Source organism: Aquabacterium sp. (assembly GCF_036273115.1).
Classification (GTDB): domain Bacteria; phylum Pseudomonadota; class Gammaproteobacteria; order Burkholderiales; family Burkholderiaceae_C; genus Aquabacterium.
Map to the genome: position 1 here is coordinate 149,753 of NZ_DASUIN010000001.1, position 11,957 is coordinate 161,709.

Below are 11,957 nucleotides of genomic sequence, written 5' to 3' on the forward strand. Positions count from 1 at the left end.
AATCTAACCCCTGGTGAAATTCGATTGTGTAGATTTTTACGGCAAAGTTATCCACAATTTGTAAGAATAGACTTTTGTGGGTGAGGCTAGATGTCACCACCCTCATCGGCCAAGATGCTCGCCTTGATGCGAAACACGCGGGCATAGCCCTGGCCTTTGATGTACTCCTTGCGATCAAGGCGCCGATCCGACTCTGGCACCAGATGCCCACGCTTTGCCAGCAGGCGGGCCACAGTCACCGGGTCATACCCTTCACACAGCTTGTTTCTGAATGCCTCGACCAAGACGAAATACTCCACCTCTGTGCCGTCATCATCCAGAAACTCCACAGCCCGCCCATACTCGTTCGCGTCATCCATGCGGCTGATGGGTTTGCCTTTCTTGTCCACCAGGCGCCGGAAGCCCCAACGCTCTGTCGGGTTCGGCGCCCGGTCGTCCGCTACCCGGTTCATCCAGGCAAAGCAACTGGCGCCACGCTCCTCCAGCAGCCTTTGCACCTGGCTGAGCATGTTGGTCACCTCGGCATCACCAATGCCGCCGCGTGAGGCAAGCCACGCATTGAAACAAGCTCGCACACCGCGTGTAGCCTCTCCCTGGGGCCATCCAGTAATGCCCGCCTCGGTTGCCAACTCACCAGCCACAGCCAGCAGGGCGAAGCGCCTGCCCACCCGTTGAACCTGGCCGCTCGCTGCCTCGGGTATCCAGTCCTGTGCGTGTTGCTCAATCCCGGCCCGGCATGCATCTCGCAGGGTGTCAACATGCTCGACCAGCCATTGCAGCCAGGCCCGGCCCGCTGTGCCGTGGTGGGTCTCGCATGCCTTGCCCAGGTGCATAGATAGGGCCGCACCGCTGGGCAGCTCATGCAGCACGTTGAAGAGGCCCAAGCCTTGGCCAGCATCGGCGGGAACATCGGCCATGCGTAGTTCCTGCCCGGCCTTGCTGCGCTTGCCGCCTTCGGCCATGTGCTGAGACAGGCTGATTTCGCCAGCAGACAAGAACAACAGGCGCCAGGACAAACGGGGCCGGGCTTGCATGGTGCGGGTGTTGCGTGCCTTGCCTTGCTCGTTGCTCAGCATGTAGGCGCATTCGCCCGCCGTCTTTGGGTCAACCTGGGCAAGCTCATCAAGGATCAGCAGGCCGTCACAGTGTTGAGCTGCGATGCTTTCCAGGGCATTGTCTGTTGCCCGCCACCGCTGCATGTATGAGGCGCCACCCCACACCGAAGCTGCCACCTTCAAGGCGGTTGTCTTGCCACAGCTCGACCCGCCCCGCAGGTGGAAACCCCCGCTATCGACACCCGCATGACGCACCAGGGCACCGGCCAGGGCGCAGCACACTGCAAACACAAGCCGGTCATTCCCGACGCAAAAGGCTGCTACCTTGTCCCGCCATTGCTCGACGGTGCCTCGCTGTTTGAATGGGTTCTCGGCCAAGCCGTCAGCTTGGTACACGATGCGTTCATCATCGGCCTGGCTCAAGGTTTCGCGGGGCAGCACATAGGCGCGACCATGCCACCCCAAGCGATCCACACACCGGGCCATCTCGGCAGGCTGGCGAGTTTGAAGGTACTGGGTGAGCCTGTTGCGTGCATTGGTGCCGCTGGCAATGCGTAGGCCCATGTTCAGCAGCGCGGCCCTGTACTCGCCGCCATCACCGGCCAGCATGCGGGCAGGCATGGCCCAAGTGCGCAGGGTGCCCGCAGGATCGGTGAAGGTCAGCAGGAAGCCCCACCCCTGGCCATCTTCGTCGCGGGTGGTGGCCGTCACGTCCAGGCGGCTGCAAATCCATTGCGGGGCCGTGGCTCTGCCGTCTTGGTCTTGCCCCAGGTAGAACACGCCTTCATCGCTCACCAAGAAGCGGTCAAGCACCTCGGGCACATCGGGTGTAGCCGGCTTGTCGCTGGCCTTGCCTTCCTGGCTGGCCTTGTTGCTTTTGTCTTGCATGCTTTGGATGGCCTCTTGTATGCGGGCCTTCACGGCCTCAAGCCCTTGTGTCTGGTGGGCGTCGTTGAAGTCGGTGAGGCCATCGGGCAAGCCTTCCGGCCAGGTGGCTACACCTCGCACGGCTTTGGCCGCTTGTAGGGCCTTTTCCTTGCCTGGGTTGCGGCCCGCACTGGTCTCGGTGGCCTTGTCGTTGTCGCCGCACATGACCAGCAGGGCAGAAGGCCGCAGCCCCCGCACCGCCTTTGCTACGGTTGGCAGGTTGCCCGCGTCGAAGGTGACGCACACCGGGTGCCCCGTCGCTTGGTACAGGCTGGCGCCCGTGGCGAAGCCTTCACACAGCAACAGCACACCGGCCCCGTTTGGCTCGCCGATCCAATGCATAAGGCCAGCTTTGCGGCCACCCTTCAGGAATCGCTTTTCCGGGCCTTCTGCGGGCTTGTTTGGTGCAATCCTTTGCAGGTTCCACATTACCCCGCGTTCGTCTCGCATCGGCACCAACAGTACGCCATGCGCATCTGCCCGCACACCCACCCCCTTCACGCCTTTTCGCTCCAGATAAGGTGTGCTGGTTGTCTCTGTGGCTTCGTTCCACAGCTTGGCGGCCAGCTCGGCGGCCTTGTTGTGAGCTGCCTCGGTGGCTTTGCGCTCTGCTTCGTCGCGGGCCTTGCGTGCTTCGGCCATTGCTTTGATGCTGGCTGAGTCGGGCCGGGCCTCGCCTGGCTTGTCCTCAAACTTGAAGCCGTGGCCCTTGGCAATGTGAAACAGAGTGCCGATGCTCACCCGGCCCCCGGCTTTGATGCTTTGCCAGGTGTCGCGGGTATCGGCCTTGTTGTATCGCTCGCTTCCCTGGGACCAGTTGTCGAACAGGGAGAGGCCATCGGCGCCCATTTCGGACTTGATAGCCATGCCTACACGAGCCCATTCCTCACGAGGAAGGTCAGGGGGCACGCACGCCAGTGCGGCCCGAACTAGATCGGGCGTGATGTGTCGCTTCATTGCTGGTTGATGCGTATTTGGTGCTCTAACAATTGCCGTTCTTCACTGATCGACAACATGCAGGCTGAAAGTGCATCACCTGCCTTTACGAACAGGCATACATAGGCGGCATTAAGTTGCTCAAGCGCTTGCAAAATCGCCGGTTCAAATCCTTCGGCAATAGGGGGAGCTTCTTCGTCATCCTGGCGCATGGTTTCAATCGCAGATCCGGGGTCAGGCTGACGTTTCAGTGCCGCGTGCAATGCGTCGCTTGCGCGTGCGATCAAGTCACCAGCTAAGTCCATTGCTTTGCTGTGCTCACCAAAGTTTTGAGTCTGGGCCGCAGCCAAGACGCGCAAAGCAGACTTCAGATCCTTAAGCTGAGAGATGTTTTCATTTGAGCTCATGCCACACCTCCCTTTTGGATGCGGTCTTGAACCCACTGCAAAACCAGTGATTCAGGCCATGCGGACATACGGGATGTGATGCGGACGCAGGCCGGGAATTTCCCCTCCTTCATCAGCTTGTAAATGGTTGACTTCTTGCAGCCACTGAGAACTTCAACTTCGTTCAGGCGCAATAGGCGATCACGGGGAATGACGGGCTTGGCGGAGTGGGCCAGGTGCACGGCAGGCGCGGGAGTTTGCATGGGTTACCTTTCATCGACCGCCGTGCATCCGTTGACGTGCACTGACGCGGTTATGAAAGGTTCAGGCGGCAAGCCTTGCCTGGCAAACCGGCAGTTTTGCCGGGCTTGAATGCCGCATGAACAGAGGCCCCAGGCTGAACCAGCCCGGCAGACTACCGTCGCTTATTGCCGGGCCGGGTGGCTAGAACGGCGACCGCCTGCCCAAGTGGGCCGGATGCCTTCACCCTTGCCTTTGCGCGGCGAATCTCGCGATCAGAAAGACCTGACTCCTCGCAAAGCTTGAGCGTGGGCGCCCGTTCTCCAGCCGCCTTCAGTTCGGCGTGCCTGGCTGCGATTCGTGCGTCAGTCCATCCGCTGGCGGGACCGGTGGCAAGGTCCAGGTTGTCCCGGCCCGTTTCCTCGCCAATCCCAGCATCAACCAGACGCCCATAACCCCACCATTCAAACGCCTTGAGTAGTGGCACAGCCAGGTAGTTGGCCTGCCATGCCTTGCCCTGCATGGTGGTGGTGCACACGTCTGCACGCGTTCTGGCGTCCCTGGTCGTTGGCTTGCTCCAGCAGGTGGATAGCAGCAAACGAAGTGCGGGCACTCCCGGATCTGCGGTGGGCCTCAATGCTACCGGGGCCGAGACTCGGTGCACTGGTGCAAACTCAGCCAACCATTCAGGAGAGGCAAACGCCCCGCTTTTTAGTGCACTGGCCGAATTGGCTCTGTTTGCTTCTTGACGCTGTTGGGTAGCGGGAAATCCGAAGCTTTCCGACTCTGATACTTTGCAAGCAAAGCTTCCAGGCTGCACCCGGTATATACGGCCCATGGCATCGACAGGAAGTCGATTGAGCAGGCATTTCAATGCCTCATCGCGCGGCCATTCGCGGCCAACCTCAATCCATTTGAGAACATCACCCAGGCGAGCCAGTCTCCCCGCCTTCGTACCATCGCTCGACAGGTGCCCGAATGGTGTGCTTGCCTGCCACCCGTCAGGAGGTTCTACAGTGCGGTCACCCTGATGCAGGCTTGTCACGTTGTTGCTTGCCATGCCATGTTCCTCTGAGTTCATCGTGTGCAGGCTGCATCCGCCTCTGGCGCCTTGGTGCGGTCTAGAAGCCCTTGTTCTGCGAATGAGTAGGCTTTGACCCCGCCCACAATGACATGATCAAGAACCGCGACATCAATCAAGGCCAATGAACGTTCTAGCGTATCCGTCAACAGCTTGTCCGACGTGCTTGGCATGATCACCCCTGATGGGTGATTGTGGGCAAGGATCACGCTTGCAGCGTTGTGCTCCAGGGCGCGGCGGGCCACTTCACGCGGGTACACGGATGTTTGCGTAAGCGTGCCTTGAAACATGATCTCGAAAGCGATCATGCGATTCTTAGCGTTCAAGAACATCACGCCGAACACCTCACGTTCAAGGGCACCAAGCTGAAGCTTCAAGAAGTTCTTAACGGGTTCGGGCGAGCTAACAGTTAAGGTCACGGCCTTCAGTCGGGCCTCAACAATGGCGAGGGCGGCCATGATCACCGCTTGCTCGTGCTGGGCGCTCATGACCACTGCGGGTGACTGAGCTTGTGCGGTTTGCGTTGCCGCGTTGGCCTTCTTGCGTGTTGCCATTGTTCAGCCCTCCACCGTCGCAGCCATCGAGCCGCCGCCTTCGACCAGGCCGCGCAATTGGTTCAACGCGGCCAGGGCCTGCACGGCCTTGCGGGATGCGCCGGGCACGTTAGCCGCAGGCTGGCGAAGGTGGAACAGGGCCACGCTCAGGGAGTTTTCCGCTTGGGCGAAAAGCTGGGCTTTGTCCAGCTCGCTGACGGGCTTGGTGATGTCGGTCATGGTTTCAGGCTCCTTTGCGAGACTTGAAGCCACCCACCATGTTTTGAAGCATGAAGGGTGGGCGGGATGTTCAAAACACGCGCAAAGACGTGCGGACGCCCTTACGGGTAGCCCCATCCCACCCGCAACCAGTGGCCGCCCCAATGCCTGGGGCCGCCTGTGTACGGACGTGACAAAGCCTCACTATCGGGGAGGCTCACCGCTTTGCGAAAAGGTGTTTTGAAGCACCGGCCCTTTCGGGTTGTTCAGATTATTGCACGCGGAATTATGCGCATGCAATCACATGCTCAGCTGCTCTACAGCTTTGAGCGCACCAACTGCCCTGCTTCCCTAGTGCTTCTCACTATCGCAGATGGCAAGATTGGTTCGGTGTACACGCGCAGACGGCCCTGGGCAATCAACATGGCGCGGTAGCAGTTGATAACCACAGCGGCCACTTCGTTACTGACTTGCTGGCCGGATGCGATCACGGTGTTACCGTCAGTGATGATTGCCAGTTGGGCAAGCTTGCCGTCTACGGTCGCTGTGGGCGACTCATGCGCAACCGTGCTGATGAGGATGCTCCCGATGTGTTCGGTCTCTTGTTCTTGTATGTCTTTTGGCCCTCTGAGTCCTGCAATCGGCAAGATCGGTTCGCTGTACACGCGCAGATGGCCTTGTGCCTTCCACATGGCGCGGTAGCAGTTGATGACGACTGCTGCGACCTGGGTGCTGACTTGCTCGCCCGATGCGATCACGGTGCCATCGTTTGTGATGATGGCCAGTTGAGCCAGCTCGCCGCCTACGGTCACGGTGGGTTTCTCATGCGCAACCATGCTGATAACTACGCCAGCGATGCATCCAGTCCTTTGGTCCCCGATCATTTTCTGCCCTTGCAGTTGGTTGAATTCAACACACAAGAGGCATCGTATTTCCCATTTGTGTCGGGCGCGTAAGGTTGGGGCGCCAGGGAGAACGCCGCCGCGCCTTCGTCCGCCTTTATCCGCTGCGGTCCAAGCAAGGCCGCAAGGGGCCGGGGCGAGGTGGTGAGGGGTGAGGATAGGTATTACAAGAAATAGAGAGTTCTCCTCACTCTCTCCTCATATACAGCCCAACTTCTCCCCACTCCCTCAAAAGGCCGGAAAGCCTTTATTCATCGGGGTTCTGAGGAATCAGCCTTGCTTCTCCCCACATCCCCAGCAGAATCGACGCCCCAAAACGCGAAACGGCCCGCGTGGGGCCGTTCGGTGCTGCGCTCGGGGATGCTCAGGCGGTTTTGAAGGGGATGACCTGGGCACCCTGGCGCAGGCTGTCCAGGTAGTCTGACCACCGTTGCATCATGTCGCGCCTTTGCTCCAAGAACTCGGTGCGGTTGTATGCCCGTCCGAGGCTGTCCTTGACTGAGTGGGCAAGCTGCGCCTCTATCACGTTGTCATCAATGCCCAGGCGCTCGGCCATGAGGGTGCGGGCCATAGCCCGGAAGCCATGCCCGCTCATCTCTTCTTTGCCGTACCCCATGCGCCGCAGTGCAGACAACACAGCGTTGTCGCTCATTGGGCGCTTTGGGCTGCGTAGGCTGGGGAAAACGTACTGACCCCGGCCCGTGATGCGCTCCAGTTCGCGCAGCACGGCCACGGCCTGGGTGGAGAGGGGCACGAGGTGGGGCGTGCCGCTGGCTTTCTGTTGCTTGGTGCGCTTCATCCTGGCCGCAGGTATGGACCACATAGCCGCATCGAGGTCGAACTCGGCCCATTCAGCCTGGCGCAGCTCACCGGGCCGCAGAAACACCAAAGGGGCCAGCTTGAGGGCGCCTCGCGTCACGGGGTGGCCTTGGTAGTCATCAAAGGCGCGGAGCAAGGCGCCTACCTCCTTGGGGTCAAGAATGGCCGCGTGGTGCTTCACGATTACCGGCTGCAGGGCGTCCCGAAGGTCTGCCGCTGGGTCGCGCTCACACCGGCCTGTGGCAATACCGTACCGGAATACCTGGCCGCACACCTGGCGCACACGGTGGGCCGTCTCGATGGCGCCACGTGCTTCCACTTTGCGCAGCATGTCTAGCAACTTCGGCGCCGTGATGTCGGCTATTGGCATGGCGCCGATGTGGGGGAAAGCGTCTTGCTCCAGGCGTAGCAGGTTTCTCGCCGCGTGGCCTTCTGAAACCTTGGCCACATGCACGGCCTTGTGCCACTCACGGGCCACGGCCTCGAAGGTGTTGGTGGCCACTTCGGCCCGTGTTTCCTTTTCGGCCTTGCGCTTTGCCCCAGGGTCGATACCTGCCGCCAGTTCGCGCCGGGCGCCTTCTCGGCGTTCGCGGGCATCCTTCAGCGTCACCTCTGGGTGGGTGCCGAAGGACAGCATTTTTTCTTTGCCGTCGAATCGGTACCGGAACCGCCACCACTTCGCGCCGCTGGGTTGTACCTCCAGGCCAAGGCCGCCGCCGTCCGCTAGGTTGAAGGCTTTGGATTGCGGTTTGGCATTGCGAATGGCTGGGTCCGTCAGCTTGTTTGTGGCGTTCTTGGTGGCCATGTGGGTAACCCCGTTGTGGGTAACTGGTTTGCGGGTAAGTCGGTTACCCACAAAGTTACCCGCAAAGTGGGGCGGATGTCCATAGACTTACCCGCACCGCAATGGACAACAAAAAACCCCTAGAGCGTTGATTTCTCTAGGGGTTTTGTACTTCAGCGGATGACGCTGGAGGTTAAATTGGTGGAGCCGGGGGGAATTGAACCCCCGTCCGTAAGCCATCAACGAGTAGATCTACATGTTTAGCTGTCTGATTTAGATCTCGCCAACCTGATCGCGCAGAAGCACGCTACCAGATCAGCCAGTCACTTGATCTTGGCCCCATGCGAGTGACCCGCATGAAACCCAGCCTATGTGAATGACCTCTCAGCTCTTGTCTTGCGACTCAAACCCAGCCCATAGGCCAACTGTTGAGAGGCTCACCGGTATTAAGCGGCGAGTGCGAACGATTCGTCGTTTGCAGTTAGTTTTTTTCCAGTGGATTTACGAGCTGACTGGTGCTCGACATGCCCTATCCCGCATCCGCACCCACGTCGAAACCAGGTCGGCCCCAGGAAAGTTTGGTCATTGTAGGCCGGATTGTTCCGGCCTGCCTGACCTTATTGCTTAGATGCAGGTGCTTTCCTCTTTTTCAAGAGGGCGCTCGAGTCGTTTAGAAGCCACCAGATGCCGTTGTCAGGATGGAGCCGTTTTCGCCAACTGCCCAGCCCGTGCTTGCGTTGACAAAGAAAATCTGGCGCAGAGCGCCGGTAACTCCCTGCGTCTGGGCTGACCAACTTTTCCCTCCGTCTGTGGATGCGGCAATCAGGCCGTTACCTCCGGTCACCCAAACGTGCTGGCGATCAATTGCAAAAATGTCACTGTAGCCGTTGTCGTTTCCTGCTGAGGCGACCGAGGTCCAGGTTGCACCACCGTCAACGGTTTTCAAGACTTGTCCACTGAAGTTGTAGTAGCTTGAGATGGCCCAGCCAGTTTGCTCATCAACAAACACAATCTTGCGAATCTGATCTTTCGTATCGGTCGCAATGGCCCGCCAAGTCTTGCCGCCATCGGTGGTCTTACGAATCACGCCCGTTGCGGTCCCCATGAATCCAAGGTCTTCTGACACGAAGTGAAGTGCAGTGGGTGTTGGGATTACTGGCAAGGTGGAAAGGGCATTGACAATAGCCCCGTTCTTGATTGCCGCCACCGTACCATCCTGCAACGTCGCCCAACCACGGTCGGCGGTCAGCATAAACAGAGCCGTGGCACCGTTGTTGGCTTGGCTCACAGGTAGCCAGGTCGCTCCGCCATCATTGGTTTTGCTGATGGTGTTGTCAATCAGTCGCCAGCCAATCGTCTCTGAGAAGAAGCGGAAGTAATTGATTTGGCTGACGCCAAGGCCGGGGCCCTCTTTTTGAACGGGGGTCCACTGGCGTCCACCATCGCGGGTTTCGAACAATCTCCGATTTTCCCCAATCGCAAAGCCTCGTTGGTCGTTAAGGAAGGAAACGCCAGCAATTGCCGATCGAGTTCCTTTACCTTGAATCACCAAATTCCACGTCAAACCGCTGTCTCGGGTGATACGGGTTCCGTCCTCTGCGCGCACAAGGTAACTGGCTCCACCCAAATAGGCTGCGCGATTGGGTTCGATGACACCATCGTTCGTCACGGGAATTCGCAAAGAGAATGGGTCACCCAGTGACTGCCATGAACGGCCGCTATCTAGGGTGCCATACATTGGGCCGGGTTTATCGCCGTTAGTGCAGTACACAGCCATTAACCGTGCATCTGGCTGACGGTCTGGATCTGGAACGATCATTTTTGTGCTGTTGGGACACGGAGAGACCAGTTCACTCCAGGTTACACCTCCGTCGCGGGTGACAAAGCTGATTGGATCTGTCCAGGCACCTAACTCAAGCCAGCCATTGTTGGCGTCAAAGAAGCGCATCTGGCTGGGTACGTTGTCTGGGTTCCAGGCGTTGGCTGGAGTGCGAATTGGGCGCTGTACCTGTGCGATCTTCACCCATGTGGCACCGCCGTCAATGGTTTTCCAGATCGACGTAAAGTGAACGTCGTCGACCGTTTCGTGTGCTGCGACCCATCCGCGCTGAGAGTCAACGAACCAGATGTAAGTCTCTTGAGCGTTGTATGGCAGATTCAGTGTTGGCGTGAAGTTGCGCCCGAAGTCTCGCGACACAACGATGGACGACAGATCGCGTGTCCACATTTCTCCAGACTGAGTCACAAAAATTGGCCAGGAACCAGACAGGCCCGAGTTGAACCAAGTTTCGCCGTGGTCAGTCGATGCGGTGGCAGCGACCCTTCCCACAATCAATATCGTTGCGTCCTTCAGTACGATAGATTGAAGGTCTGACGATTCTCTAATCCTATGGTCGGTGAAATGGCTTGTCCAAGTCAATCCACCGTTTTCGGTCACCAAGGCGATGCCATTGGTGGCAATCGCCCAGCCGTATTGGCTGTCACGAAATTTGACGCCCAGAATTTCTTGCTGGATCGGCAGGTTCAGCTTGCTCCAAGACTGGCCAGCATCGTTTGTTTTTAGAACGAGGCCGCCTGTACCGAAAGCCCAGCCCAGTTGGGCATCCAAGAAAAAGGTACCGTTAACTTTGTTGCCCGTGGTGTTGGGAGTCTGCCAGCACCAGCCCTTGACGCGGGCTTCGTCGCACAACGCATTTTGCAAGTTGCTCGGAAGGCTGACGGTGATGTTGCGTTTGCTTTGGATCTGGCTGCCGTTTGGCAGCGTAAGCAACAGCGTCACCACATACTCTCCCGGCTGTGAGTATTGATAACGGGGATTCGCTTCTGTGCTGGTTGCGCCATCTCCAAAACTCCACGCGAAGGTCAAACCGGCATTTGACTCGTTGAGATCCGTGGAGAACGTAATGGTGGCGCCAGCGCTGCCGCCCTCGGGGGCAAGAATGTTGACCGCCTCGGGGAGGACCGAAGAAACCGTTGCCGCGGGGCTGGACGGATCGCTTGCGCCGCCGCCGCCGCAAGCTGTTATTGACCAAACCAATCCTGTGATGACGGCGATACGAATGAACTTCTGAGCCACTTTTGGCCCCCCCGATATGGCGAAAAACGCGCGAAGTCTAAGAGGGAGCTTGTTGCTTGCCTACTCCGCGATTCGGGGTCAGTGCGCTTCTTGTCTGAAAATCCAAAACTGGGCTTGTCCTGTACCAAAGAAAAAGGCCCTTTGCCTAATTTGCAAAGGGCCTTTTTCCGTATTGTGGACGGTCAGCTACGGTAGTCGGCGTTGATGGTCACGTAGTCGTGCGACAGGTCGCAGGTCCACACGGTGGAGGTGGCCTGGCCGCGCGACAGGTTCACGCGGATGGTGATTTCGCTTTGCTTCATCACGCGCTGGCCGTCTTCTTCACGGTAGCTGGGGTTGCGACCGCCCTTGGTCACCACGTGCACGTCGTCCAGGTGCATTTCGATCAGGTTCTGGTCCAGATCGTCAATGCCGGCATAGCCCACGGCAGCCAGGATGCGGCCCAGGTTGGGGTCACTGGCGAAGAAGGCAGTCTTGACCAGAGGCGAGTGCGCAATGGCGTAAGCCGCCTTCTGGCACTCTTCCTCGGTGCGGCCACCGTCGATGGTGATGCTGATGAACTTGGTGGCGCCTTCGCCGTCGCGCACGATGGCCTGGGCCAGCAGACGAGCCACCTCCAGCATGCCGGCCTTCAGCGCCTGCCCCGCCGGGCTCGCGAGCGAGTCGATCGGCGGGTGCGCCGCGCGGTTGCTGGCAATCACCACGAACGAATCGTTGGTGGAGGTGTCGCCATCCACCGTGATGCGATTGAAGGACCCCTCGGCCAGCTCCAGCGCGAGCTGGCCCAGCACCGCCGCACCGACCCGCGCATCGCAGGCGAGGAAGCCCAGCATCGTCGCCATGTTCGGCCGGATCATGCCGGCGCCCTTGCTGATGCCGGTGATGGTCACCGTGGCGCCATCGATGGCTACCTGGCGGCTGAAGGCCTTTGCCACCGTATCGGTGGTCATGATGGCCTCGGCAGCCCGCAGCCAGTGGCCGGGGCTGGCATCGGCCAGC

10 protein-coding genes and 1 other RNA gene are annotated in these 11,957 nt (G+C 59.3%); all 11 read right to left on the minus strand.

The window, feature by feature from the left end:
* Positions 1 to 86 precede the first annotated feature (86 nt).
* The gene (locus tag VFW72_RS00695) at positions 87 to 2,939 is read right to left on the minus strand and encodes a DUF927 domain-containing protein (RefSeq protein WP_329672330.1); all 2,853 of its coding nucleotides are present in this window, start codon (positions 2,937 to 2,939) and stop codon (positions 87 to 89) included.
* Entirely contained in the window at positions 2,936 to 3,325 is a 390-nt protein-coding gene (locus tag VFW72_RS00700) for a hypothetical protein (protein WP_329672331.1), read from the minus strand. Before VFW72_RS00700 ends, VFW72_RS00695 begins: the two co-directional genes overlap by 4 nt.
* On the minus strand, positions 3,322 to 3,567 hold the full coding sequence (locus VFW72_RS00705; protein WP_329672332.1) for an AlpA family transcriptional regulator: 246 nt from the start codon (positions 3,565 to 3,567) through the stop codon (positions 3,322 to 3,324). Before VFW72_RS00705 ends, VFW72_RS00700 begins: the two co-directional genes overlap by 4 nt.
* A gap of 152 nt (positions 3,568 to 3,719) precedes the next feature.
* Positions 3,720 to 4,604: a hypothetical protein gene (locus VFW72_RS00710; RefSeq protein ID WP_329672333.1), complete on the minus strand. Its 885-nt coding sequence runs from the start codon at positions 4,602 to 4,604 to the stop codon at positions 3,720 to 3,722.
* A 17-nt stretch (positions 4,605 to 4,621) separates the two neighbouring features.
* Positions 4,622 to 5,179 carry a RadC family protein gene (radC, locus tag VFW72_RS00715; RefSeq protein WP_329672334.1) on the minus strand — a complete coding sequence of 186 codons (558 nt, stop codon included), beginning with the start codon at positions 5,177 to 5,179 and terminating at the stop codon, positions 4,622 to 4,624.
* A 3-nt stretch (positions 5,180 to 5,182) separates the two neighbouring features.
* Complete coding sequence (locus VFW72_RS00720) at positions 5,183 to 5,398, minus strand: hypothetical protein (protein ID WP_329672335.1); 216 nt, start codon at positions 5,396 to 5,398, stop codon at positions 5,183 to 5,185.
* 296 nt (positions 5,399 to 5,694) lie between these two features.
* Complete coding sequence (locus VFW72_RS00725) at positions 5,695 to 6,297, minus strand: hypothetical protein (protein WP_329672336.1); 603 nt, start codon at positions 6,295 to 6,297, stop codon at positions 5,695 to 5,697.
* A gap of 346 nt (positions 6,298 to 6,643) precedes the next feature.
* Positions 6,644 to 7,903 (minus strand): tyrosine-type recombinase/integrase, encoded by a 1,260-nt coding sequence (locus VFW72_RS00730; RefSeq protein WP_329672337.1) that lies wholly within the window; start codon positions 7,901 to 7,903, stop codon positions 6,644 to 6,646.
* A gap of 178 nt (positions 7,904 to 8,081) precedes the next feature.
* Positions 8,082 to 8,452, minus strand: a transfer-messenger RNA (tmRNA) gene (gene ssrA / locus VFW72_RS00735).
* A 100-nt stretch (positions 8,453 to 8,552) separates the two neighbouring features.
* Positions 8,553 to 10,958, minus strand: a complete 2,406-nt coding sequence (locus VFW72_RS00740) for a YCF48-related protein (protein WP_329672338.1) — start codon at positions 10,956 to 10,958, stop codon at positions 8,553 to 8,555.
* Positions 10,959 to 11,140: 182 nt separating this feature from the next.
* Positions 11,141 to 11,957: bifunctional glutamate N-acetyltransferase/amino-acid acetyltransferase ArgJ (gene argJ / locus VFW72_RS00745; RefSeq protein ID WP_329672339.1), on the minus strand; the 817-nt coding region annotated here is incomplete at its 5' end.

Excerpts from the sequence above, each read along its gene's own strand:
- VFW72_RS00695 (WP_329672330.1), bottom strand. The coding sequence starts at position 2,939 with ATGAAGCGACACATCACGCCCGATCTAGTTCGGGCCGCACTGGCGTGC.
- VFW72_RS00700 (WP_329672331.1), bottom strand. The coding sequence starts at position 3,325 with ATGAGCTCAAATGAAAACATCTCTCAGCTTAAGGATCTGAAGTCTGCT.
- VFW72_RS00705 (WP_329672332.1), bottom strand. The coding sequence starts at position 3,567 with ATGCAAACTCCCGCGCCTGCCGTGCACCTGGCCCACTCCGCCAAGCCC.
- VFW72_RS00710 (WP_329672333.1), bottom strand. The coding sequence starts at position 4,604 with ATGGCAAGCAACAACGTGACAAGCCTGCATCAGGGTGACCGCACTGTA.
- radC (WP_329672334.1), bottom strand. The coding sequence starts at position 5,179 with ATGGCAACACGCAAGAAGGCCAACGCGGCAACGCAAACCGCACAAGCT.
- VFW72_RS00720 (WP_329672335.1), bottom strand. The coding sequence starts at position 5,398 with ATGACCGACATCACCAAGCCCGTCAGCGAGCTGGACAAAGCCCAGCTT.
- VFW72_RS00730 (WP_329672337.1), bottom strand. The coding sequence starts at position 7,903 with ATGGCCACCAAGAACGCCACAAACAAGCTGACGGACCCAGCCATTCGC.